Raw genomic sequence first — 24538 nt, forward strand, 5'->3', positions numbered from 1 at the left:
AAATCAGAAGCGTAAGTAATTACGCAGTAAATAAATGAAGGGCTGACCAGGTATTGGTCAGCCCTTTTATATTTTGGCTATCTGTCCGGAAAAACATGGTAGCTTCATTTCTCCGTTTGTAACATGAACATGTTAACCATCACGCCTATACTGGATTAGTTTAAACAAACATATCCATGTAAGAGCTTTATAACGCTTCCTATATGCTCCCTTCAGCCCGTTTACCGTACCCTGATGCCTGTAATTGGTGAGGTGGAGATACCCGCCTGGAATAATTATTCAAACTAAAATGGTATGATCATGTCATTTTTAAAATGACATAATATATCACATTTGCATTATGTATTTAATATTATCTATGTAATTATTTATTTATTAAATTATAACGATTTAATATTTTAATTATTATATAGATTAATATAAAATATGGCCGATGAATTCCTTATACCTCTAATCGAATCTGTCTATCCTTATTACTGTCACACCGGCAAATATTAATGCCGGAGGTGTGTTTGACATTAACTATTTATCCTTATATCTATGAGAAAATCTCTACGTATCGCAGCACGGGTAATGCTGGTTGGCGGTGTGGGCATGATCGCTTCACAGGCAAATGCACAGCTGAAAGTTGGTAAGAACCCCACTACGATAGAAAAATCCGCTATCCTCGATCTGGACGCAGACAAACAAGGTTTATTGCTGCCACGTTTAACAGATACCGTTGGTATCACAGGCTTAACGCCACCGGATGGTATGGTCATCTACCTGAAAAAAGCCGGGGAAGAAGGTTTTTATGTCAGGAATCACGGCTACTGGCAAAAAATGGCTAACTCCGGTGATGTAGCCAATACCTGGGGGCTCAGGGGAAATCCCGGTACGGCCGGCGATTTCATCGGAACCACCACCAATGTACCGTTTTCCCTTAAGGCAAACAATGTGGAAAGTTTCGTGATCGACAATGGGTACGCTTTTCTGAAAACGCTGGACCTGGTGACCAGCGGTGTAGATGTATTACTGATAGATCCCACCACCGGGAAGATCAGCAAACGTAAGATCTCTGAAACTGCCTTTACTACAGCGATCAACAAGCTCAATGGCTTAACTGCAGCGGATCAGAAACTGACCACCGCAGCGCCGGCGGCTACCCCGAACGACTATATTTTTTCTACCACCGGAACAGACACGCATGTGCTCACCATCGCCACACAGAAAGGTCTGACCGGCGCCGGGGAAGTAACAGCAGGTTTGCTTAGTCTTGCCGACTACAAACGTTTTGATAAAGCCACGCTGGCAATGATCATCGGGGCATTCGATGCTTCACCGGTAGCCGAAGGTCTTTCGATCGACAATACCAACCCGGCAGCAGCGCCTAAACTGATCCTGCATGCCGCAGACGCTACACATCCCGGTGCAGTGTCGACCGGTGCACAGTCGTTCGACGGTTTGAAAACCTTCCTGCAGTCGGTTACAGGTAACGAAGACCTGACCATCCTGAAAAAAGGTCAGTTCGGAACCGGCTTAACCGTACTGGCAAATGGCGCCACTATCACAGGCAACTCTACCATCACGGGTAACCTGTCGTTACCAGGAACCGCCAGCAATCTTTCTGTAGGAGGCAATTCTGCCCTGGCAGGCACCCTGGATGTAACAGGCGCCACTAAACTGGCAAATACCCTCGGTGTTACAGGTAAAGCTACCCTGGATAATGACCTGCAGGTAAAAGGCAATGCACAGCTCGACAATAACGTAGTGCTCACCAACATTGCGGATGGAACCACCCAGGATGTGGTATTGCTCCGCGACGCCACTTCCGGTAATGTGGTAAAGAGAAAACTCTCGGCCACCGCATTTAAGGATCTTACCTTTAAATCAAATCATGCGGGTCTTGACCTGGCAGTAGCACAGGTGGCAGATGAAGTAACTGTAAGTATTCCTGTTGCTTCGCCCGCTACCACCGGTGGTTTGGTGAGCAATGCCGCACAGAGTTTTGCCGGCGCGAAGAAATTCGGCGACGAAGTGTCCATCAAAAAAAATGTACATATCGGCGATACCAATAACATCGGCAATTCCACTTTACAGGTAAGCGGTTCTGTATCTATGTCTATCACCACTGTAACCGCCGCAACCTACACCGTAGCGGCAACGGATAATACCATCCTTGTAAGCGCCGGCACCGCCAGCAGTATAGTACTGCCGGATGCAACCACCTGCACCGGACGTATTTATACCATTAAAAAAATACCCGCGGCATCTGCACCGGACGATACCCAGATCAACAATGATGTGCAGATCACTTCTGCCGGTGGTACCCTGGAAGGTGGCGCCAAACTCACCATCTACAACGACTGGACCTTCTACACGCTCCAGTCGAACGGAACAAACTGGTACGTAATCAAGAAATAAGCTGAGAATATAACAGGAACGGCTATGTGAAAATCATAGCCGTTCCATCCTTTGGGTACATTCCTTAAATGTTGATGTATGAAGCTGCAAGGGCTTATGAAAGTATGTGCTGCAATGCTGTTTTGTTTAAGCAATCAGCAGCTGGCGGCGCAACAGTTAAAGCTGGGAACTAATCCTTCTCTGGTAAAACAATCTGCTTTACTTGAACTGGAAAGTAAAAAGCAGGCGCTCCTCCTTTCCCGTATCGCGGATACCAACCAGATCGTTTCGCCTGTAAACGGGATGATCATCTACCTGGAATCTGATAATACCTTCCGTGTCCGCGCCAATAACTACTGGACAAAATTAATAGCAGACGGTACTGCCATTCAATCTATTAACAACAGTTCTTCCCCCACACAGGAAATTAAAGCGGTATATACGCCGGGCGGCGCCTTTGGCTTTTCCACTGCCGGCGGCATCCATACCCTTACTATTCCGGATGCCTCTCAAACCGCTCCGGGGTTTGTTAACTATAGCGCGCAGTCGTTCAAAGGATTAAAAAATTTTACTGAAGGACTGCAAACTTACTCATTGCGTGTATCCAATGACGTTAGTACGCCCATAAAAATATTGGGAAAGGACGCCAGCGGGGACGTTGGCTCCCTGAGCATCGATAATAATTTATCCATCACAGGCGGGCAGCTGGGAGTAAAGAACAGTACTAAACTGTGGAACGCCAATAAAATTGCTGATTATGATGTGTTGTTTGGTACCGCTCCTGCAAATAATGATGTGCTTACTTTTAATGGTACGCAGTGGATTGCGAAAGCGGTAGTGATGCCAGCTAATTCCAGCAACTATATTCAAAATACAACCACTGCTCAAACTGCCAGTTTTAATATAACAGGTAACGGTATTATCGGATCCGCCGGTACATTGGCACTGAAAGCGCTTACACCCGGGTCTGTACTTTTTGCCGGAGCGGGAGGCGTTATCTCGGAGAATAAAACCCGGTTTTTCTGGAATGATGCTAATTCATCATTAGGGCTGGGTACCAGCTCACCCGCTAACCGCCTGGAAATTGCGGGACCACAAGTGACAACTCCGGCTTTTTCAGCATTTACTTCAGGACTGAGGTTATCAAATATTGCGGCGGCCACACCGGGAACAGCCAACTCCAAAGTATTGTCTATCAATAGCACGGGAGATGTAATTGTTACCGAGAATTTAGCCGCTGTTAACTGGCTGATGACAGGTAACACTGCTGCACCAGCGGGATCTGCGCTCGGTACCAACGACGATGTTAAAATGGTGATCAAATCCAATAATCAATCGTACCTGGAGTTTGGAAGGCGCGATCTTTTAGGGTTAACTGATACCTATCCCGACTATACAGATCCCAATCAGAAGGTAACCTATCTCAGGTCTGCATTACAATTCGAAGCAGCAGGTGCGAGCTTCTATAAACCTATGTTTTATGTAGATGCTAATGGCAATTTCAGGATGAAAGGAAGTGCCGCCGGCACAGACTTATTTGAATTTGGTTCAACAGGTACTGCCAATAATGGTGGATTTGACTTTATTATCGGGGATGATGGAGATGAGCCAATTATTTTTAAAAGCTATACATTCAACGCCACACCTGCTACCAAAGAGATGATGCGCCTGCAAAGCGGGAAAATGGGTATCGGTGTTACCGCACTTCCCGCAAGGACGCTGCATGTGAACGGCGACATGCGTTTGACGGGAAGCGCCGGCTCGCCAACAGATCTGATGGGCCGCGATGCAGTGGGGGATATTGGTAATGTTGCGCTGGATGCATCTACATTAAAAATCACCGGAGGTACATTAGCTGCCAATAGCGCCAGTAATATCTGGAATGCAAAGCAGCTGAACGGAGTGAACATAAACAGCACTGCGCCGGTCACCGACCAGGTATTACAGTTCGATGGTACCGAATGGGTAGCCACAGCAGCTCCCGGTGGTACAACTTTTCCCATAAAGTCAGTAGGCACCACTGCAACAACCTATACCCTTACGGCAGCGGATTACACACTTATTGTAAATACGAATAATAATATTACGATTACCCTGCCGGCACCTGCTACCAGCAAGGGTAGGGTATATAACATAAAGAGATTTAATACAAGGACCATTACAATGACCACACCCAGCGGAAACATCGATGGCGTAGGGGCATCTGTTGCTTTGGGCACAGAAACCAGGCGATGCTTCTCCTTTCAATCCGATGGCACGAATTGGTATATTATTTCAGAGAACTATTGATACAATCAGAATATAATTATTGTGCTGAGATATTGTTTAATCATATGGTTGTTGCTCGGAGCGGGCATACGCCTCTTCGCCCAGCAAGGCGTTTACATCCCTGCCGGCGCTACCGTATGGCTTTCCGGTAATACCAACGTGGGCATCTTCGCTGATATGACGAATAACGGTATCCTTGGCTCTAATCCCAACGCCACCTTTTATATTCTCAGCAGGTTATGGACTAACGGTAATGGTGCTACGCTCCCGGACGAAAGTCCGGACGGTAACTCCGGCACCGGTGGCACCTTCCTTTTTTCAGGCGCCGGTAAGCAACGGGTGTTTGGCGCTTACAGCTTCATCAGCGGAACAGGCACCAGCTTTCCCAACCTGCAGCTTAATAATCCCGCCGGCCTGCAATTGGAGGATTTCAGTGACCTGAAGATCAGGAACAACCTGCATTTCGCCAGCGGCCGCATTTATCTGAATGGCTGGAATCTCCAGGTGGGTGATAAAACACCCGGCTCTATCACCGGCTACAACGACTATCGTTATGTGGTAACAGGAAAAGGCATTGCCGGTGGATTGCTTTACCGCGCTGCCATCACTAACGTAAACGGAAAAGTAGTGTTCCCTGTAGGAACAGACGATTATAATTATTCACCCGCCGCCGTGCTTATTACCGGTGCAAAAGATATGATAGGCGCCCGTGTATACGACAGCGTATTCACGGTAGCCGCCGGCGGCGCTGCTTATACAGACAGCTTTGTGAATAAATCCTGGAATATCCGGCGGGTAGATAACAGTGGGGGAGAAGTGGATGTGATCCTGCAACATATGGATGTAAGCGAATTGCCGGCATATGCTACCTCACGCGACAGCAGCTTTATTACCCGCTTCGTTGGCGGCGTATGGGATGCCGTACCCTCTATTACCACTCAACCATTACCAGGCACATTAACCACTACTGCCATGACTCAGCCGGCCACTATGCACCTCCGGCATTTCGATGGGTTGGGCGCCAGCGAATACTTTACAAAAACTGCCCTGATCGGTTCCGCCAAACCGGCCATGTTCCTCAGCTTTGAGGCTTTCAGAACTGCGCCGGTGCTGGTGCAGCTGGACTGGACCACCAGCCGCGAAATCTATAATGCCACCTTTGAAATAGAACGCCGCTATGAACGGCAGGAACAATTCGTGAAAATGGGCGTACTGCCTACAAAAGCTATTAATGGTAATAGCAGCGTGCCGCTGAGCTATACCTTCCCGGATGTGAATGATTATGACGACTGGACCTATTACCGCATCAAAGCAATAGGCCGGAATGGAAAGGTTATCTATTCTGAAGTACGCGCCGTGCCTCCGTTTGTACAGATCAAGGTATTCCCGAATCCTAACAATGGTAATTTCAGGGTCACCATCCGTGGCATCCGCGGGGATATGCTCATGCAGCTGCACGATACCTGGAGCCAGGTAATGCGCCAGTATGAAGTGAAAAGGGATGCCGATGTAAGTATTTCGGACCTGCCATCAGGCGTTTACTTCCTTGTTATCTACCATAAAGACACCATGAAAGTAGCTTATACCTGCAAAGTGGTGGTTGCACAATAAAAGGCCGGAGTTTCCCCTGCGGGAAATTCCAGCCTTTTGTTTTGATTTTCTCGGAGATTTCCCCCAATTTTGTAGGGTTCTTCCCGACAGGCGATTCATTTAAACAGATAGTTTTGAAAAAAATAATCATCACGATAGATGGCTACTCTTCATGTGGCAAAAGCACTTTGGCCAAGCAACTGGCTAAAAAGCTGAACTATACCTACATTGACAGCGGCGCCATGTATCGTGCAATTACCCTTTATTTTATTCAGAACAGGATCGATTGGCTGTCGCATGGGGCAGTAGCTGATGCATTAAAAGATGTGCACCTGGATTTTGTGCCTAATTCACTTACCGGTGTCAGCGAAATGTACCTCAACAACGAAAATGTAGAACACCTGATCCGCGAAATGATTGTAGCCGAAAAGGTAAGCGAGGTAGCCGCTGTGAAAGAAGTACGTGACTTGGCCGTAGCCCAGCAGAAAAAAATGGGCGCCCGCAAAGGCATTGTGATGGATGGCCGTGATATTGGTACAGTGGTATTTCCCCATGCAGAACTGAAGATCTTTATGACCGCCGATATCACTATCCGCGTACAGCGCAGGTTTAAAGAACTTTATGAAAAGAATAAGAATATTACCCTGGAAGAAGTAAAACAGAACCTCGAACTGAGGGATTATATAGATGCCAACAGGGAAATAAGCCCGCTCCGCAAGGCGGAAGACGCTATTATCCTGGATAACAGCCACTTGAACCTCGATGACCAGCTTCAGCTGGTGATGCAATGGGTGGAAGACGCTATAATGGCGCACTCCTCGTAAAATATTATTTTCTTTTATTAAAACTCTTTTATACATTTGTTGTGTGACTGTTAGTCACCAACCCAATAATTTTTCCACATCCTCCCGAATTTCCAGTAGAATTTTATTTTCATGCCCGAATGATGTCAGCTTTATATTGACGATTTCCGCATACCTGAACCTGATCCTCCCTGAAAAATACTGCTTAGGTAATTTTTGTATGGACAAGTCATTGTGCTGTTGATAAAGTGTGGCTGGACCTGTATAAGACATTAAGAACAAGTGCGTAAGACGCGTTATTATATATCGTGCTTCCGGGGAAGGTCTTATCCTAGCTATATCCAAAAGGACCCTTTGCTATTAACCGACTATAATGTTGCTATATATAAAATACAGTCTGTTCCGGTATAACCGCTGCCGGCAGACATTTAAAGGTAATGTGGGATGGCGTGGCACGCCATAGCCGTTCCATATTTTCAGTAGGTGTATTCGGTTAATAGGAAGAAGGGGCGAATTCTTTCGCCCTTTCGCTTTTTTTAATCTTTTGATTGTCAGTGTGTATAATGGCCCATAGCGCAACCCCGGTTTAACCGGATATCTTTAAATCGCTACATGTTATTCGTAATTCTTTTTTAACTTGTGTAGTCACACAGACCAGCCAATGTCTATAAAAGGTGTATGTTTTCTATACTTGCTCCTGTCGGGGGCCTGTTTTAAGGCGATAGCCCAGGACTCCCTGCGGATATACCAACAGCTCGACTCAATTCACCGGCTCCCTTCAGATACCAGCAAAGTATCGGTACTGCTGAAAAAAGGCGGACAGAATAACCGTTTTTTTGAAACGCATAAAATAGAAAACCCCTTCTGGCAGGAAGCCCTCACCTTATCACTCCAGCTCAAATATCCTAAAGGAGTATCGCTGGCCTACAATGAACTGGGCACTGCAAAACGGAATAAATCACTGTACATTGTTGCGGAAGACTACCACGAAAAAGCCCTCAAAGCCGCAGAAGAGGCGAAAGACACCTTTCTCATCGTGTTCTCATTGAATAATGCAGGGGTAGATTGCCGCCGGCAGGATAAATTACAGAAAGGATTTGACTACCACCTGAAAGCCCTGATACTTGCTGAGAAGATCAACGATATCCGCAATGTTTGCGTAGCTACCAACAGCATCGGAAACATCCAGCTTTCTACGGAAAAATACGAAGATGCCATTACCCATTTTACCCGTGCCCTTGCACTGGAAGAGAAAAGCAACAATCAGCTGGGAGTGGCTATTAACCTCGGCAACCTCGGATTCGCTTACCAGGGCCTGAATAAACTGGACATGGCTATCCAGTATCATAAACGCTCCCTCGCCATTAACCAGAAAATGGACCGGCCCATTGGTATGGCCATATGCTACAATGCCCTCGGCGCTGCCTACAAGGAAAAAAAGGACTATGTATCTGCCATGGAATACCTGAAAAAAGCGCTGGAGGTAAATGATAAAGTGGATGATAAGGTGCACGTAGCAGAAAGCTATTTAAGTATAGGCAAGCTGCTCAGCGCACAGGGGAAGCACGATGAGGCCAGGAAAAATATAATGCAGTCGATAGACATCAGTACTTTCTGGGGCTTTAAAGCCATGCTGATGGATGCTTATAAGGCATTGGCTGCCGATTTCAAAGATAACGGGGAGTTTAAAAAGTCGCTGGAAGCTACTGATAAATCATTGTTGTACAAAGACAGCATCCTCGACGAAAAGTCGGCCATGGCCCTTACCCAGATGCAAACCATTTACGAGGTAGACCGGAAAGATAACCAGATCCGCAGCCTTGAACATGATAAAATGCTAAGCCAGCTGCGTACCAGGCGTAATGTGGTGATCACCTTTGCCCTGGCGGCATTCCTGCTGATGGCTATTGTGGGCGGCCTTTTTTATATCCGCCACCGCAACCTGAAAGCCAATAAACAAACCCTGCAACTGGAGCTGCGTTCGCTGCGCTCCCAGATGAACCCGCATTTCATCTTTAACTCCCTCAGTTCCATCCACCGGTACATCTGGAGCAATAACCAGGAAGAGGCGTCCGATTATCTGACCAAGTTCTCCCGGTTAATGCGTCTCATCCTCGATAATACCCAGCATACTTTTGTTACATTAAATAAGGAACTGGAATCATTAAGGTTGTATCTTGACCTGGAATCATTGCGCTGTAACGGTATCTTTGAATACCGGTTCCTGGTAGATGCGGAAATTAATGACGAAGAAGTGCTGATACCTCCTATGATATTACAACCATATGTGGAAAACGCCATCTGGCATGGGCTCGTACATAAGCACCCGGATGAAAAGGGCCTGCTGGATATCGAAATTGTATTACAGAAAAGAAGCCTCGTATGTACTATCACAGACAACGGGATAGGCCGGAAGAAAGCAATGGAAATAAAAGATAAGAAAGGAAAGTTACATAATTCTGTAGGCATGAAAGTAACGGAAGGCAGGATAGACCTGATCCGGAAAATCAATAACAAAGAAGCAAAGGTAACTGTCACAGATCTGGAAGATGAATCCGGAAAGGCCACCGGTACAAAGGTGACCATCATTTTACCTGCGGAGTTTATATTCTGATAAACCTAAAACAGCTGATAGCTAACAGCTAACAAAAGCTACTTGTATGAGCGAAATAAAAGCTATCATCATTGATGACGAGCAACACTGCATTGATGCATTGCAAACGATGCTGGAAAAAAAATGTCCCGGTGTACAGGTGAGCGGCTCGGCCAAAAGTGTGAGGGAAGCAAAGGGACTGATAGACGACCTGCAGCCTGACCTGGTATTCCTGGACGTGGAAATGCCTTACCAGAACGGGTTTGAGCTGCTGAAACTATTTGATAAGATATACTTCGATGTTATCTTTACCACCGCATATGAACAATACGCCCTGAAAGCAATTAAGTTCAATGCACTGGATTACCTGCTGAAACCCTTTAGCGTAAAGGAGTTGCAGGATGCGTTGGAAAAGTGCAGGGAGAAGAAATTAAACAGGCCAAAAGACCAGGGCATATCTCCTATGGAGGTGTTTCTGCAGAATATGAAAACCATGCAGCAAACCCATAAGAAAATTGCGTTGCCCACTATTAACGGCCTGGTGTTTATGCCCGTGCAGAACATTGTGCGTTGCGAATCTACCGGTAACTATACCCGCATCTTTTTTACCGACAAGAAAAACCTGATGGTATCCCGACCACTGAAAGAGTTTGAAGAGTTGTTGTCTGATGTGGACTTCTTCCGCGTGCACAATTCCCACCTGATAAATATGCAGCAAATGCAATCTTATATCCAGGGGGAGGGCGGGTTTGCGCTCATGAGTGATGGTACGCAGGTAGAAGTGTCCAGAAGACGCAAAGCAGACTTCCTGAAAAAGGCAATGCAGTTTTAAGTGGTGATTCTCAGGGGATTCTTAAAAGTGGCATTCCGATTTTATTCGTTTTTATGCCAGTTATAATTAATTACCTACCATATAATAAATGGCTATTGCGGGCATATTACAGATAAACTACTTTTGAAGTACGATTTCAATATAACCACAATATAAAGATTTTATACTCTGCATTACTAGCGTGATTAGCCCCAAAGAAAAAAGACACCATCAGGTGTCTTTTTTGTTATGATGATTTTTAAACTATGCTTATACAGATAGATGATTTTAATCAATTATAGCCATTTCATCTGCTTTATGCTCCAGTTGGTAAAAGGAAAGCAGGCGGCGTATCACTCCTTCTACCAGGGCATCCGGGCAGGATGCGCCACTGGTGAGCAGGATAGTTACTTTTTCTTTTTCCGGTAAAAAACTATCGTGGCTGATCTCTTCTTTGTGATGAAAATCCCAGTGGTTAATAGCGTTTGCGGATAGTATTTTTTCGGGAGATGAAATAAAGTAAGTAGGCAGCTTTTCTTCGCACAATTCCACGAGGTGCGATGTATTGGAGCTGTTGTATCCGCCTACCACGATCGCCAGGTCGGCAGGTTCCTGCAGCATACCGGTAACGGCAGTCTGGTTATCGTTTGTAGCATAGCAGAGCGTATCGCGGGTATCTGCAAACCGTTCTCCCGCGGTGGCTTCCGTAAGCTGGAAATGTGTTATCATCACCTGCCGGATATAGTCGGCAATCGCCTGTGTTTCGGTAGCCAGCATAGTGGTTTGGTTTACTACGCCTACCCGTTGAAGATCGGTAGCCGGGTTAAAGCCCGGTGAATACTGTCCTTTGAAGAGGGTGTTAAACTCGTCCGGGGGGCGTTGGCCGGTAATGAATTCAGCCAGCAGTGCTGCTTCTTTGATATCTTTTACCACCACGGTGGGAGTGCCGGAGGCGCTATGTGAAAAAGTGGCCCTGGTTTCCTCGTGTTTGGGTTTACCATGTACTATTACGGTATAGTTTTTCTTGCCGATCTGGTCTGCCTTGTTCCAGACCCTTTCTACAAACGGGCAGGTAGTGTTGTATTTGAGCGGCTCAATACCCAGCGAGGCCAGTTGTTGTTCGGTTTCAAGGGTAGTGCCAAAGGCAGGGATGATCACAATATCATCTGGTTGCAGGCTTTCCCAGGGAACCAGCTGTTTGCCGGCAGTGTCCATAATAAACTGAACGCCGCGGTCCAGCAGGTCGTTGTTCACGTGCGGGTTATGGATCATTTCACTAAGAAGGAAGATCCTTTTGCCCGGGTTTTCGTCCACTGTTTTAAAGGCAATTTCGATGGCGTTTTCCACACCATAACAGAACCCGAAGTGCCTGGCCAGTAAAATCCTGACAGGACCAAAATCAAGCTCAGTAGGCGTGAAGTCCTTTTTCATGCGGTCCTGCTGTTTGCGCTGGTTTTTAATGGCACTGATCAGCGGGCTGCGATATATAACCGGAACGTTGAATGTTTTCATGTGTCAGAATAACGGAAAATTAAAAGGCAAAGTTAATCAGTTTTCTTTGCTCACTTTGTCCAGCCATGCTTTTTCTTCTGCACTGAGGCTGTTGTAGCCTCTTTCATTGATTTTATCCAGCAGCTGATCCAGCCTGGAAGGGTCTTTATCTTCCGCTTTCTTTACCACTTTCAGCGGCGATTTCTTTGGTTTGAACTTATGGGTTGCAGACCTTTGCTGGCGGCGGTTGTTGAAATCAAACAGCCATATCAGGGGCTGGCACAGATCGGTGCCCGCCTGCAGGATACGGATATAAAGGAAACCGAGCAGGGATCCTCCCATATGGGAAATCAACCCGCCGATATTACCATCAGGTATGGAAATCAGTCCAAGCAGCACCAGGGCCATGGCCAGCCACTTCAGTTTTACGCTGCCCAGGAACATGAGGCCGATCTCGAAATTGGGCATCAAGGTAGCGGAAGCCACCAGGATACACATGATAGCGGCGGAAGCGCCTACCATGGTACTGCCTACATATTCAGGAAAAAGACTGGCACTCAGCAGGTACAATAACCCGCCGGCTATACCACCCAGCAGGTAAAGGGGCAGCACCCGCCTGTTGCCGAGGAAATCCCTGAACAGGTTCCCAAACCAGTACAGGTTGATCATGTTAAAAAGGGCGTGGAAGATCCCTACGTGGGTAAACATGTAAGTAACCAGTCCCCAGGGCTTTAGTATAAATGCGCCCAGCGGCACGTTCATGGCCAGTTGCTCGTAGGTCCAGTCAAAAGGAGCGGGCTGTTTGGTGATGAACGCAATAAGTCGCAGAATATTTAATCCCAGGAAAACGACGATATTCCAGAAAAGCAAATGGTTGACTGTGTTTCCTTGCCTTAGCCAGTAACGAATATCCGATTGAAATGAGGTCCCGTTCATATACACAAATTAAAATAAAATCCGGGATTTAATAATTGTAATTAACATTTTGAATGCATGAAAAATAAGGTCGTTCACTGCAAATGAATATCACTTTTTCCCTCTCTTGTTAACAACAACTAATCCGGCTGCCGGTTCTTCCCGCGTCAAAAAAAATGCCCGTTTATGCAGTTTGATTTTTTATCGTAGTAAAATTATTAATAATACATTTTAAAAATATCTGAAAATGCCGGTCCATACTGCAGGGAACGTTGATTTTCTTTAATAAAAATACGTATAAACGGGTATTTTTTCGTATTTTTGCCGTCCCATAAAACAGGGTATCCGGGTATTCCGGGTAAAATTTTTAATTTTTTATGAGCGAAAACAACATTTCTAACGAACAAAACGCTGAACAACAGGCTCCGCAAGCAGCAGCTGCGGTTGAAACAGCGACACCAAAGGCACCTGTAGCAAAAGTTGAAACTGCACACGACGATTTCGACTGGAGCGTTGACAAACGTAACGTTTCTTCTTACAGCAAAGAAGAAAAAGAAAAGTACGACCAGACTTACGACAGCACTTTCAAGGTGTTTGAAGAAAACAGCCTGCTGACTGGTACTGTTGTGGGTTTAACCAACACAGACGTGGTGATCAACATCGGTTTCAAATCTGATGGCCTGATCTCCCTGAACGAATTCCGTGATTTACCAGGCCTGAAGATCGGTGACGAAGTGGAAGTACTGGTAGTGGAAAAAGAAGACCGCGATGGTAACCTGCACCTGAGCCGTAAACAGGCCCGCCAGAAACGTGCATGGGAAAAAATCGTGGAAGTTTACAAAACAGGCGAAGTGGTTACCGGTACTGTTACCAGCAAAACCAAAGGCGGCCTGATCGTAGATGTATACGGTATGGAAACATTCCTGCCGGGTTCTCAGATCGATGTGAAACCAGTTACAGACTACGACCAGTTTGTAGGCAAAACTATGGAGTTCAAGGTGGTGAAAGTAAACGAAACCATCCGCAACGCCGTTGTTTCCCACAAAGCGCTCATCGAAAGCGATATCGAACAACAGAGAGTGGATATCATCAGCAAACTGGAAAAAGGCCAGGTGCTGGAAGGTACTATCAAAAATATCACCGACTTCGGTGCGTTCATCGACCTGGGTGGTCTGGACGGTTTGCTGTATATCACCGATATCAGCTGGGGCCGTATCTCCCATCCGAGCGAAGTACTGCAGATGGATCAGAAAATCAACGTTGTTGTGCTTGACTTCGACGACGAAAAACGTCGCATAAGCCTGGGCTACAAACAACTGACCCCGCATCCGTGGGATACTTTACCAGCTACTATCACCGAAGGTGCTAAAGTAAAAGGTAAAGTTGTGAACATCGAAGATTATGGTGCATTCCTGGAAATCATGCCAGGTGTGGAAGGTCTGGTTCACGTATCTGAAATCTCATGGGCTTCTACGCCTATCAACGCTAAAGAATTCTTCAAATTAGGAGAAGAATACGAAGCCGTTGTAGTTACCCTGAGCAAGGAAGAACGCAAAATGAGCCTGTCTATCAAACAACTGACAGAAGATCCATGGTCTACTATCGAAACCAAATTCCCGGTTGACAGCCGTCACAAAGGTATCGTGAAAAACATCACTCCTTATGGCGTTTTCGTTGAACTGGAAACCGGTATCGGCGGTATGATCCACATCTCTGACCTGAGCTGGATCAAACGTTTCAACCACCCATCTGAATACACTAAAGTAGGTAACGAAATAGATGTAGTGATCCTGGGTATTGATAAAGACAACCGTAAACTGAGCCTCGGTCACAAACAGATCGAAGAAGATCCATGGAACACTTTTGAAACTATCTTCCCGATCAACTCTATCCACGAAGGTACTGTTGTGAAGAAAGATGATAAAGGTGCTACCGTTCAGCTCCAATACGGCCTGGAAGCATATGCTCCTGCACGTCACCTGAGAACTGAAGATGAAAAACCAATCAACGTGGAAGATGTGAAAGAATTCATGATCATTGAATTCGACCGCAGCGAAAAACGTATCCTGGTTTCTCATACCCGCGTTTGGGAAAAAGCTCAGGCGGAAGAAAAACAAGCTGTTGTAAGAGAGAAGAAAGAAGAAGCAGACAAAACCCGTAAGGCTGTGAAAAACATCCAGGGTAAAGTTGAAAAAGCTACTTTGGGTGATCTCGGCGCTTTAGCTGAACTGAGAGAAAAACTGAAACAATCTGAAGGCGGCGAAGAAAAAAGCGCGCAATAAGATCCTGTTTCATTAAATAACAAATCCCGCTCCTGTAAAGGCAGCGGGATTTTTTTTACCTGCAATTTGTCTTGTTAAATTATTCTCCGCAAAAAATTTGAAATAGTAAACTATTTATCTAATTTGTTTATTGTAGAGAATATCCCCGTTGCTGTTTGATAAACCATATCCTCATCTTAAAAAGTTAAAAAGCAAAATTCCCGACATGAACCCTGATAACTATGGCTTAGCCCGCATCAGGTAATCACCCGTAAAACATTCAGATTATTCCACGTTTTTCTTTAATTATAAATTATAGTATTTATGAAAACAATCCGTATTGCATGTAGCATGTTACTTGCTGCCACCCTGTTCGCTGTAGTGCCCGCTATGGCAAAAACAACTTCTCCCGCTGCGGCCCCGGTAAAAGTTTGGAAGCCGATAGTAATGAAACCTTTCACTGTTGTAACCAAGAACTATTTTTTCAATTTTGCCAGTAGCCCTTACCATTCCCTTAAGATCTCCCTGTTGTTTGATGATACTGATAACCATCTGATTGATGGTAGTATCCAGAGCAATACTCCAGGTGTGTATATGCAGGAAGAAACTCAGCATACCCTTACCCCAAATGCCTCTTCCAATGTGAGAACTGTAAATTTTGTATTCAGAGGGTATCAGAATGTTTATGGCAACAGAACCACCTACTGGATCGAAGGTATCTGGTATATAGACCCAACAGGCGCTGAAAACTGGTATATCACAAGAAATACCTACTAAAACAGGTGTACCTGGAAAGCAAAAGGCCGGTTAAACACTAACCGGCCTATCAATTTTATCATTATAGCATTGATGATTATCTTATCCCCAACAACTCCAGCTTCGCATCGTTAAATTCCAGTAAGCTATCCAGCTTCATATTGGCCAGCGCGTATCTCGGGTCATGCCGGTTGTGCGCTTCGGGAACCACTACGGTGGTCATTCTGGCGGCCTTGGCTGCCGTCATTCCTGTTACGGAATCCTCAAAAGCAATACAGTTCAACGGATCGCTGCCCAGGGCTTTGGCACAGGCCAGGTATACAGCAGGATGCGGTTTGCCATAATCCTCAAACTCGGCAGAATATACCGCCTGAAATGTGTCTTTAATCTGCAAATGTTCCAATGCTGCATTGATCAGGCGAAGCGGGGAGGAAGAGGCCAGCCCCATTTTGAACCCTTTCTCCCGGAAAAAGCGAAGAATATACTGTAAACCTTCCATCGGATGCCCTTCTGCCCTGATCTTCTGTATTACACTGTCAATGATCTCATTTACCACCTGTTCAGCACTCTTTCCCTCCCATTTATAGTAATTATACCAGTAACTTACCACCTCTTTGGTACGCAGGCCCGTGGTTAAATGCGTTAGCTCAGGGGAGAGGTTTACGCCTACCGTAGCAAACACTTCCCGCATGGCTATGCCCCACAAAGGCTCTGAATCGATCAACAGGCCATCCATGTCAAATATTACCGTATCTATCATATGTTTTCCGTTTATGCGCGGCAAAGATAAGAAGTTATGCGGGGAGACGACAGTGCATATGAAACAATGGCCCCTTAAAAGTCCCTCCCGGAAAGCGCCTGTATTTCAGTAATTCCCATAACAATAAGTTATACGCCATAAACTTTGGTTATCACTGCTACCACGGCGGCTGGTAAAAGAATGGTCTCAAATCCCTTCCGGATCAGGGTTTGCATCCTTTGGACTGCTGTAAACCTGCCTTCCCTGCCAATTTCCCCCCTTTTTGGTGCCTTATTGAATGCTGAAAAAAGTTTTGGAAAGATGGCCTGCATTTATATCTTTGTATTACTCTACTAAAATTATAGGGAATATGGGTAATGATAGAAAGAATGGTTGCAGAAACAGTTGTTGTTCATCAACACCCATGAGGCGCGTGTAATATGGAAAATCAGTGATCAGCTTACTGTAAATCAACATTATACGAGGCCTCCGAAAATATACCGGGGGCTTTTTGATGCAAAAAAAAGACCGACACCCCAACCAGAATAAAAATTGCTTTTTACCACCACCTGAAAATACTTTTTATGCAAAGCTTCAGAACAGAACTAGAAAATCCAATTGTTGAACAAGATATTATAGACCTGGAGAAGAAGATCCGCCTGTTCCGCGAAGGCGCTGTGACCGATGAGAAGTTCCGCAGTCTCCGCCTGGCCAGAGGTATTTATGGTCAGCGTCAGCCCGGTGTGCAGATGATCCGTATCAAACTGCCATACGGTAAAATGACCCTTCAACAATGGCACCGCATTACTGAAGTATCTGATGAATATGCTACCAGCAACCTGCACCTCACTACCCGTCAGGATGTACAGATCCACTACGTGAGCCTCGACAGGACCCCTGAATTATGGTCCAAACTGGAAGAAGACGGCATCACCATCCGTGAAGCCTGCGGAAATACCGTTCGCAACGTTACGGCATCCGACCGTGCAGGCATCGATCCGGATGAACCATTTGATGTAACACCATATGCAGATGCCACTTTCCGCTACTTCCTGCGTAACCCTGTAAGCCAGGAAATGGGCCGTAAGATCAAGATCGCTTTCTCCTCTTCTGAAAAGGATACCGCCTGGTCATTTATGCACGACTTTGGCATGATCCCTAAAGTAAAGATCATCGACGGGAAGGAAGTGCGTGGCTTCAAAGTATTGGTAGGCGGCGGTTTGGGCGCACAACCATTTCTCGCTAAAGTGGTATACGAGTTCCTCGAAACAGACAAGGTCATCCCATATATAGAAAACGTACTGCGTGTATTTGATCGCTATGGCGAAAGAACGAGCAGGAACAAGGCCCGCATGAAATTCCTCATCCAGAAAATAGGTATGGAGGAATTTGAGCGCCTTATCAAAGAAGAATATAAAGCTATAAAAGTAAAAAGCGTACCGGTAGATGCAGACGCATGGCAGGCTACTACACCGCCTCCACCAGCGCCGGTACCGGCTTACAGCATCAAGGACCCTAAAAGGTATGAAGCCTGGAAAGCCACCAACACCTTTGAACAAAAACAAAAAGGATACATTGCTGCCTATGTTAAAATAACGCTGGGCAATATCGGTTCGGCTGTTAGCCGCAAGCTCATTGAAGCCCTTCGCCCGGTAATAGCCGACGATGTACGTGTAACAGCCAACCAGGGCCTGCTGCTGAAATACATCTCACCGGCAAATCTTCCCTATGTTTACAGTGTACTGGAAGAGGCAGGCTTTGCAGATCCCGGGTTCGACAGCATCGCGGATATCACCGCCTGCCCCGGTACCGATACCTGCAACCTGGGTATCTCCAGCAGCACAGGTATTGCCAAAGTGCTGGAAGATGTGATCACCGAAGAATTCCCGGACCTCGTTTATAATAAAGACATCAAAATAAAGATCAGCGGATGCATGAACTCCTGCGGTCAGCATGGTATTGCCAGCATCGGTTTTCATGGCAGCTCCATGAAAAGCGGAGGTAAAGTGCTTCCCGCCCTGCAGGTACTGCTTGGTGGCGGCATTGTAGGAGATGGCGTTGGCCGTGTAGCCGACAAAGTGATTAAAGTGCCCAGCCGCCGTGGCCCGGATGTATTGCGCAGCCTTCTGCACGACTACGAAATCAACGCCGGTGAAAATGAACTGTTCAATGAATATTACGACCGCCAGGGTGAAAAGTATTTTTACGAACTGCTGAAACCATTGGCTGATCTGAGCTCTCTCACTGCGGGCGACTTTGTTGACTGGGGCCAGGCACAGGACTATGCTACAGCCATCGGCGTTGGCGAATGTGCCGGCGTGATCATCGACCTGGTAGCTACCCTGCTGCTGGAAGCAGAAGAAAAACTGGAACTGGGCAGCGCAGCTATTATTAAAGGCGCTTACTCAGATGGTATTTACCATGCTTACTCTTCCTTTGTTCAGGGCGCAAAAGCGCTGTTGCTCGGCGAAGCCATCAGCGGTAATACACAGATTGGTATCATCAACGATTTCGATAAACATTTTGTGGCAACCGGTAAATTCAGTTTTGAGCCCGACTTTAAATCAGTTGTGCTGCAGATTAACGGTAACGAGCCTACGGAAAGTTTTGCAAAAACCTATTTCCAGCAGGCGCAGTCATTTTATAACGCTGCACAGGTATACCGTCAGAAAGCCAGCGAACTGGTACAGGCTTAATTATTTATTTATCAAAAACACGACCACTCATGCAAAAGATACAACCCAAACTCACATTGATAGGTGCAGGCCCAGGTGATCCGGAACTGATCACTGTTAAAGGGTTAAAGGCTATTCAGAATGCCAGGGTAATCCTTTATGACGCATTGTCCAGCAACGAATTGCTGGACCATGCGCCGGCTAACTGCCTTCGTCGTTTTGTGGGCAAGCGTGCAGGGATGCATGTTTACTCCCAGGACGAAATAAACAGGATGATTGTAAAATATGCATTAACTTATGGCAGCGTTGTCCGCTTAAAAGGAGGCGACTCCTTTGTATTCGGCCGCGGCCAGGAGGAAATAGCCTTTGCTCAGCAGTTTGGGATTACCGCGGAAGTGATTCCCGGTATTTCCAGCGCGATCTCTGTTCCTGGTGTGAACAAGATCCCCGTTACCGCACGTAATGTGAGCGAGGGGTTTTGGGTGATCACCGGTAACACACAGAACGGGAATTTATCCCGCGACCTGGATCACGCCATCAGGGCCAATACTACAGTGATTGTACTGATGGGGATGAGCAAACTGGCGGAAATTGCAGGGATCTACAGCGCAGCAGGAAAAGGGGAAACCCCCGCTGCTATTATCCAGAACGGTACGCTACCTACCCAGAAAATGGGCGTAGGCAATGTAGCCGATCTGCCGGAAATAGCTGCTACGCACGATCTGCACAATCCCGCTGTTCTGGTAATAGGGGAGGTGGTAAGTTTCCATGAAGCTTTCCAGGCCCTGAAGAACAAGGTGTCAGAGGAACTAAAAATTGCCGTATAATGGAAGAGAATCATTTATTCCCGGTGTTTTTCAAATTACACCGTCTGCATGTACTTGTTGTAGGTGGTGGTAATATCGGGCTGGAAAAAGCCAATGCCATGCTGGAAAATTGCGCAGATGCAACGATTACGGTGGTGTCATTGGATTTTTTGCCTGAGCTGGAAGCGTTAACGCACCAGTATCCCAATATCACGTTGGTTCAGAAATCATTTTCATGTGGCGACCTTCTTGGAAAGGACCTGGTGATTGCCGCTACCAACAACAGGGAGTTTAATTATCATATCTGGGAAAAAGCCAAATGCAGCAAAGTGTTGATCAATGTGGCAGATACCCCGGAGTTGTGTGATTTTTACCTGGGCTCTATCGTAAAAAAAGGCAACCTGAAGATTGCTATCTCTACCAATGGCAAATCGCCCACCATTGCCAAGCGCCTGAAGCAGGTACTACAGGAAGCCATCCCCGATACCCTCGATGAAGTATTGAATAAACTATCGCTGATCCGCGAAAAACTGAGCGGTGATTTTGCCAGCAAAGTAAAAAAGCTTAACAGCATCACCGAAGTATTGGTGAAGCCCGAAAGCGAAGGTGTATAATTATTTTTTCAGTAACTCCAGCAGCACTTGTGCCTGGTTGTGCGTTTCGTCTTTAGCCCCGTATAATAAAGTTACCCGTTGCCGTTTCGCCTTCTTTTTAATAGCGGCCAACATTTCACTTTTCTCCTGTAATTCATGTTTATATTTTGTTTTGAATTCAGCAAACCGCGTTGGATCATGATGAAACCATTCGCGCAGTTCGTTGCTGGGAGCTATTTCTTTTGCCCATTCGTCGATATGGGCCCGCTCCTTTGAGATACCCCGCGGCCAGAGCCGGTCTACCAGGATCCGGTAGCCATCGGTATCTTCATAATCGTCATAAATCCGTTTAGCCTGTAACATACTTACATAACGCCCCCGGGAAACCGTATTGTTTTTCCTGTGCCTGTTTTCCTGAAAATTAATATCATTGCATCTATGATAAATCATGAACAGGTGATCACCGCAACGGTGAATTTTGTAAAAACAGAATTGGAAGGAGCAGAAGGAGGGCACGACTGGTGGCATATTTACAGGGTATGGCAACAGGCAAAACATATTGCCGCCGCTGAAACCGCCGATGTGCTGGTAGTAGAGCTGGGCGCCCTGCTGCACGATATAGCAGACTCAAAATTTCATAACGGCAACGAAGATATTGGCCCCGCAAAAGCAGCAGCTTTCCTGCAAACACAGGAAGTACCGCCTGCTGTTATTGCACAGGTGGAAAATATTATCCGTCATATTTCCTTTAAAGGAGGCAACCAGGAACAGACTTTTTTTTCCGCAGAACTGGCCATCGTACAGGATGCCGACCGGCTCGATGCTATTGGCGCCATTGGCATTGCAAGGGCTTTTAATTATGGAGGTTTCAAAAACAGGCCCCTGTATGACCCGGCCGTGAAGCCCAATATGCAGATGACAAAGGAAGAATATAAGAGCAGCACCGCACCCACCATCACGCATTTCTATGAAAAATTATTACTGTTGAAAGACAGGATGAACACCGCCACGGGTAAAAAGCTGGCGGAGGAAAGGCACGTATTTATGGAATTGTTCCTGGAGCGGTTTTATAAAGAATGGCAAGGGGAGATATAGATCGCCTTCGGCGATAGAAATTGTCTTGGAGCAGGATTACACTGATTATACTGATTAACCTGATTTTTACTCTTTGGATTTTTTAAAAGATTCGGGGAGATAAAAGCGGATAATATATTCGCTTTTATCTCCCCGAATCCTTTAAAATCATATATGATCAATCAAATTAATCAGTATAATCAGTGTAATCCTGAGTCAGACAAAATCCGCGTCAGATCTTCTCAAAGAAGAGCGCTTTGAGCTCATCCGCATCCTCGGGTTTCATTTTGCCCCCCAGGATCAGGCGGAGCTGGCGACGGCGTAAAGCACCATCATATAATCTTTTTTCTTCTTCTGTGTCGGTGATGATACCTGGCACCGGGCGGGAATTACCGTTAGGGTCCAGGGCTACGAAGGTCATGAAAGCCTCATTTGATTTATAACGGTACTGTTGTACGGGGTCTTCTCCCCAAACCCTCATATGTACTTCCATGGAGGTATTGAAGGCCCGGCTTACTTTGGATTCAATATGTACCACGTTTCCCAGTTTAATGGGATTTTCGAAAGATATATTATCTACAGAAGCGGTTACTACGGGAGCGCTGCAGTGTTTCATGCAGGCCAGTGCTGCGGCAATATCCATCCAGTACATCAAACGGCCTCCCATAAGATTGCCGAATGTATTGGTATCATTCGGTAAAACCAGTTCGGTCATCTGTATCAGTGAGTCTTGGGCTCTCTTTGGCGTTAAAGTCATCTTTAATGTATTTCGGACGCAAATTTACTGTTTATATATTTATAGTCGCGCACGCATTTACAGCGGGGTTACACCGGCTAAAGGTTTTTAACAAATAATTTCCGGTACTTGAAAATTCTTTAAAACGCGCTACAGATCAGTGATGAGAGCTGAATAGAATCTCCGAAAAATTAACAAACAAATAAAGCGCTGCCGTAAAAAACTTGGGAGCGAAGCAAATTTGTGTAACTTTGCATGACCTTCGGAAGTAGTTTACTTGATCGGTTTTACACCAAACGCAGTCCGGCACTTCCCCATTTATAGGTCAAGTATTCTTAGCAGAATTTTAGTTTTATGGCAAAATATATCTTCGTTACAGGAGGTGTTACATCCTCTTTGGGTAAAGGAATTATAGCTGCCTCACTTGCAAAATTATTGCAGGCGCGCGGCTTTAGAGTGACTATTCAGAAATTTGATCCATATATCAATGTGGATCCGGGTACATTAAACCCTTATGAACATGGTGAATGTTATGTAACGGAAGATGGTGCAGAAACCGATCTGGATCTCGGACACTACGAACGTTTTTTGAATACGCCCACGTCGCAGGCCAACAATGTTACCACCGGCCGTATTTACCAGACAGTGATCAACAAGGAAAGGGAAGGCGCCTATCTCGGTAAAACCGTACAGGTAATCCCTCACATTACAGATGAAATCAAACGCCGTATCCTTCTGCTGGGTAAAGATGGCAAGTTTGATATCGTTATTACGGAACTCGGCGGTACCGTGGGCGACATTGAATCCCTCCCTTATATTGAGGCCGTTCGCCAGTTGCAGTGGGAGCTGGGTGAAGAAGACTGCCTGGTAGTACACCTTACACTGATCCCATACCTGCGTGCGGCTAAAGAGCTGAAAACCAAACCTACACAACACTCTGTACGCCTGCTGAGCGAATATGGCGTACATCCCGATATCATTGTTTGCCGTACAGAAGAACCACTGTACCGCGATCTGAAAAAGAAGATTGCCCTGTTCTGTAACGTACAGGTAGATGCTGTAATTGAAGCAAATGACGTTCCCACTATCTACGAAGTACCATTGGAAATGATGCGCGAGAAACTTGACGTATCCGTACTGAAAAGACTGGGATTACCCGTGGAAAAAGAACCTGAACTGGTTAAATGGCGCGAGTTCCTGGATAAACTGAAGTATCCCAAATCCAAGGTGACCATCGGTTTGATCGGTAAGTACGTGGAGTTGCAGGATGCCTACAAATCCATCCTGGAATCATTTATACACGCCGGTTCCCTGAACGAATGCAAGGTAGTTGTACAAAATATCCACTCAGAACATATTACGCCTGAAAATGTAGCCGAAAAACTGAAGAACCTCGACGGGCTCCTGGTAGCTCCGGGCTTTGGTCACCGCGGCATTGAAGGTAAGATCACCGCTATCCAGTATGCCCGTGAAAACCAGCTGCCGTTCTTCGGTATCTGCCTGGGTATGCAGATGAGCGTAGTGGAATATGCCCGTAACGTACTTGGCTGGAAAGATGCGCATTCCGTGGAAATGAACCCTGATACCGCTCATCCGGTGATCAACCTCATGGAAGAGCAGAAGAAAGTTACCGCCAAAGGCGGTACCATGCGTTTGGGCGCTTATGCCTGCGAACTTACGCCAGGTTCCAAAGCAGCTGAAATATACGGCAGCACCAGTATCAGCGAAAGACACCGCCACCGTTATGAATTCAATAACGACTTCCTTCAGCAGTTTGAAGATGCGGGCCTGGTACTTTCCGGTAAGAACCCCGAAAGCGGCCTGGTTGAAATCATCGAATTACCTGGCCATCCGTTCTTTGTGGGCGTACAGTTCCATCCTGAACTGAAAAGCACCGTGGAAAACCCTGCGCCTGTATTCGTATCCTTTATCAAGGCGGCGAAGCAGTACGCGGAGGCTAAAAACGGCAAAGCCAAAATAGAGGAGACGATCGCCAAGTAAGGATCGCCTTCGGCGATTGCCGCGGATGTTGTCTGACTCAGGAT

At 46.1% G+C, this 24538-nt stretch carries 18 protein-coding genes; 13 read left to right on the plus strand and 5 right to left on the minus strand.

Annotated features, from left to right (window positions below; all coding sequences use genetic code 11):
* The first annotated feature begins 540 nt into the window (after positions 1–540).
* The 6 genes from VIM72_RS29090 (at position 541) to VIM72_RS29115 (ending at position 10468) form a co-directional block, all read left to right on the plus strand.
* Positions 541–2403 carry a hypothetical protein gene (locus VIM72_RS29090; RefSeq protein ID WP_332006314.1) on the plus strand — a complete coding sequence of 621 codons (1863 nt, stop codon included), beginning with the start codon at positions 541–543 and terminating at the stop codon, positions 2401–2403.
* A gap of 78 nt (positions 2404–2481) precedes the next feature.
* Positions 2482–4671 carry a hypothetical protein gene (locus VIM72_RS29095; RefSeq protein WP_332006315.1) on the plus strand — a complete coding sequence of 730 codons (2190 nt, stop codon included), beginning with the start codon at positions 2482–2484 and terminating at the stop codon, positions 4669–4671.
* Between the two features lie 21 nt (positions 4672–4692).
* Positions 4693–6261, plus strand: coding sequence for a T9SS type A sorting domain-containing protein (locus tag VIM72_RS29100; protein WP_332006316.1), 1569 nt, complete (start codon positions 4693–4695; stop codon positions 6259–6261).
* A gap of 113 nt (positions 6262–6374) precedes the next feature.
* On the plus strand, positions 6375–7064 hold the full coding sequence (cmk, locus tag VIM72_RS29105; protein WP_332006317.1) for a (d)CMP kinase: 690 nt from the start codon (positions 6375–6377) through the stop codon (positions 7062–7064).
* 640 nt (positions 7065–7704) lie between these two features.
* Positions 7705–9657, plus strand: a complete 1953-nt coding sequence (locus VIM72_RS29110) for a tetratricopeptide repeat-containing sensor histidine kinase (protein WP_332006318.1) — start codon at positions 7705–7707, stop codon at positions 9655–9657.
* A gap of 46 nt (positions 9658–9703) precedes the next feature.
* Positions 9704–10468 (plus strand): LytTR family DNA-binding domain-containing protein, encoded by a 765-nt coding sequence (locus tag VIM72_RS29115; protein ID WP_332006319.1) that lies wholly within the window; start codon positions 9704–9706, stop codon positions 10466–10468.
* Between the two features lie 267 nt (positions 10469–10735).
* Here VIM72_RS29115 and VIM72_RS29120 read toward each other — a convergent pair whose 3' ends face one another.
* Together VIM72_RS29120 and VIM72_RS29125 are read right to left on the minus strand one after the other, a co-directional pair.
* On the minus strand, positions 10736–11959 hold the full coding sequence (locus VIM72_RS29120) for a 4-hydroxy-3-methylbut-2-enyl diphosphate reductase (RefSeq protein ID WP_332006320.1): 1224 nt from the start codon (positions 11957–11959) through the stop codon (positions 10736–10738).
* A 36-nt stretch (positions 11960–11995) separates the two neighbouring features.
* The gene (locus VIM72_RS29125) at positions 11996–12874 is read right to left on the minus strand and encodes a rhomboid family intramembrane serine protease (RefSeq protein ID WP_332006321.1); all 879 of its coding nucleotides are present in this window, start codon (positions 12872–12874) and stop codon (positions 11996–11998) included.
* Between the two features lie 356 nt (positions 12875–13230).
* On the opposite strand from VIM72_RS29125, the gene rpsA reads away from it, so the two are divergent.
* Positions 13231–15135 carry a 30S ribosomal protein S1 gene (rpsA, locus tag VIM72_RS29130; RefSeq protein WP_332006322.1) on the plus strand — a complete coding sequence of 635 codons (1905 nt, stop codon included), beginning with the start codon at positions 13231–13233 and terminating at the stop codon, positions 15133–15135.
* Positions 15136–15438: 303 nt separating this feature from the next.
* Positions 15439–15891, plus strand: coding sequence for a hypothetical protein (locus tag VIM72_RS29135; RefSeq protein ID WP_332006323.1), 453 nt, complete (start codon positions 15439–15441; stop codon positions 15889–15891).
* A 76-nt stretch (positions 15892–15967) separates the two neighbouring features.
* Here the strand turns inward: VIM72_RS29135 and hxpB are convergent, their stop codons facing one another.
* Positions 15968–16630, minus strand: a complete 663-nt coding sequence (gene hxpB, locus VIM72_RS29140) for a hexitol phosphatase HxpB (protein WP_332006324.1) — start codon at positions 16628–16630, stop codon at positions 15968–15970.
* 563 nt (positions 16631–17193) lie between these two features.
* On the opposite strand from hxpB, the gene VIM72_RS29145 reads away from it, so the two are divergent.
* The 3 genes from VIM72_RS29145 to VIM72_RS29155 are packed head-to-tail and all read left to right on the plus strand — an operon-like array spanning position 17194 to position 20704.
* Entirely contained in the window at positions 17194–19305 is a 2112-nt protein-coding gene (locus VIM72_RS29145) for a nitrite reductase (RefSeq protein ID WP_332006325.1), read from the plus strand.
* 29 nt (positions 19306–19334) lie between these two features.
* Positions 19335–20111: a uroporphyrinogen-III C-methyltransferase gene (cobA, locus tag VIM72_RS29150; protein WP_332006326.1), complete on the plus strand. Its 777-nt coding sequence runs from the start codon at positions 19335–19337 to the stop codon at positions 20109–20111.
* Positions 20111–20704 (plus strand): precorrin-2 dehydrogenase/sirohydrochlorin ferrochelatase family protein, encoded by a 594-nt coding sequence (locus tag VIM72_RS29155; RefSeq protein ID WP_142683462.1) that lies wholly within the window; start codon positions 20111–20113, stop codon positions 20702–20704. The genes cobA and VIM72_RS29155 overlap by 1 nt, the downstream gene beginning before the upstream one ends.
* Here the strand turns inward: VIM72_RS29155 and VIM72_RS29160 are convergent, their stop codons facing one another.
* On the minus strand, positions 20705–21046 hold the full coding sequence (locus tag VIM72_RS29160) for a DUF488 domain-containing protein (protein WP_332006327.1): 342 nt from the start codon (positions 21044–21046) through the stop codon (positions 20705–20707).
* 75 nt (positions 21047–21121) lie between these two features.
* Here VIM72_RS29160 and VIM72_RS29165 point away from each other — a divergent pair, with 75 nt between their 5' ends.
* Positions 21122–21778 (plus strand): HD domain-containing protein, encoded by a 657-nt coding sequence (locus VIM72_RS29165; protein WP_332006328.1) that lies wholly within the window; start codon positions 21122–21124, stop codon positions 21776–21778.
* A 211-nt stretch (positions 21779–21989) separates the two neighbouring features.
* Here VIM72_RS29165 and VIM72_RS29170 read toward each other — a convergent pair whose 3' ends face one another.
* Positions 21990–22514, minus strand: coding sequence for an acyl-CoA thioesterase (locus tag VIM72_RS29170; RefSeq protein ID WP_332006329.1), 525 nt, complete (start codon positions 22512–22514; stop codon positions 21990–21992).
* 333 nt (positions 22515–22847) lie between these two features.
* On the opposite strand from VIM72_RS29170, the gene VIM72_RS29175 reads away from it, so the two are divergent.
* On the plus strand, positions 22848–24494 hold the full coding sequence (locus VIM72_RS29175; protein ID WP_332006330.1) for a CTP synthase: 1647 nt from the start codon (positions 22848–22850) through the stop codon (positions 24492–24494).
* The last annotated feature ends 44 nt before the right edge of the window (positions 24495–24538 follow it).

This window comes from Chitinophaga sp., from assembly GCF_036569185.1.
In the GTDB taxonomy this organism is placed as follows: domain Bacteria; phylum Bacteroidota; class Bacteroidia; order Chitinophagales; family Chitinophagaceae; genus Chitinophaga.

What these genes read in the sequence shown, in the direction of transcription:
- VIM72_RS29090 (WP_332006314.1), top strand. Translation starts at nt 541, where the DNA reads ATGAGAAAATCTCTACGTATCGCAGCACGGGTAATGCTGGTTGGCGGT.
- VIM72_RS29095 (WP_332006315.1), top strand. Translation starts at nt 2,482, where the DNA reads ATGAAGCTGCAAGGGCTTATGAAAGTATGTGCTGCAATGCTGTTTTGT.
- VIM72_RS29110 (WP_332006318.1), top strand. Translation starts at nt 7,705, where the DNA reads ATGTCTATAAAAGGTGTATGTTTTCTATACTTGCTCCTGTCGGGGGCC.
- VIM72_RS29115 (WP_332006319.1), top strand. Translation starts at nt 9,704, where the DNA reads ATGAGCGAAATAAAAGCTATCATCATTGATGACGAGCAACACTGCATT.
- VIM72_RS29120 (WP_332006320.1), bottom strand. Translation starts at nt 11,959, where the DNA reads ATGAAAACATTCAACGTTCCGGTTATATATCGCAGCCCGCTGATCAGT.
- VIM72_RS29125 (WP_332006321.1), bottom strand. Translation starts at nt 12,874, where the DNA reads ATGAACGGGACCTCATTTCAATCGGATATTCGTTACTGGCTAAGGCAA.
- rpsA (WP_332006322.1), top strand. Translation starts at nt 13,231, where the DNA reads ATGAGCGAAAACAACATTTCTAACGAACAAAACGCTGAACAACAGGCT.
- VIM72_RS29135 (WP_332006323.1), top strand. Translation starts at nt 15,439, where the DNA reads ATGAAAACAATCCGTATTGCATGTAGCATGTTACTTGCTGCCACCCTG.
- hxpB (WP_332006324.1), bottom strand. Translation starts at nt 16,630, where the DNA reads ATGATAGATACGGTAATATTTGACATGGATGGCCTGTTGATCGATTCA.
- VIM72_RS29145 (WP_332006325.1), top strand. Translation starts at nt 17,194, where the DNA reads ATGCAAAGCTTCAGAACAGAACTAGAAAATCCAATTGTTGAACAAGAT.
- cobA (WP_332006326.1), top strand. Translation starts at nt 19,335, where the DNA reads ATGCAAAAGATACAACCCAAACTCACATTGATAGGTGCAGGCCCAGGT.
- VIM72_RS29155 (WP_142683462.1), top strand. Translation starts at nt 20,111, where the DNA reads ATGGAAGAGAATCATTTATTCCCGGTGTTTTTCAAATTACACCGTCTG.
- VIM72_RS29160 (WP_332006327.1), bottom strand. Translation starts at nt 21,046, where the DNA reads ATGTTACAGGCTAAACGGATTTATGACGATTATGAAGATACCGATGGC.
- VIM72_RS29165 (WP_332006328.1), top strand. Translation starts at nt 21,122, where the DNA reads ATGATAAATCATGAACAGGTGATCACCGCAACGGTGAATTTTGTAAAA.
- VIM72_RS29170 (WP_332006329.1), bottom strand. Translation starts at nt 22,514, where the DNA reads ATGACTTTAACGCCAAAGAGAGCCCAAGACTCACTGATACAGATGACC.
- VIM72_RS29175 (WP_332006330.1), top strand. Translation starts at nt 22,848, where the DNA reads ATGGCAAAATATATCTTCGTTACAGGAGGTGTTACATCCTCTTTGGGT.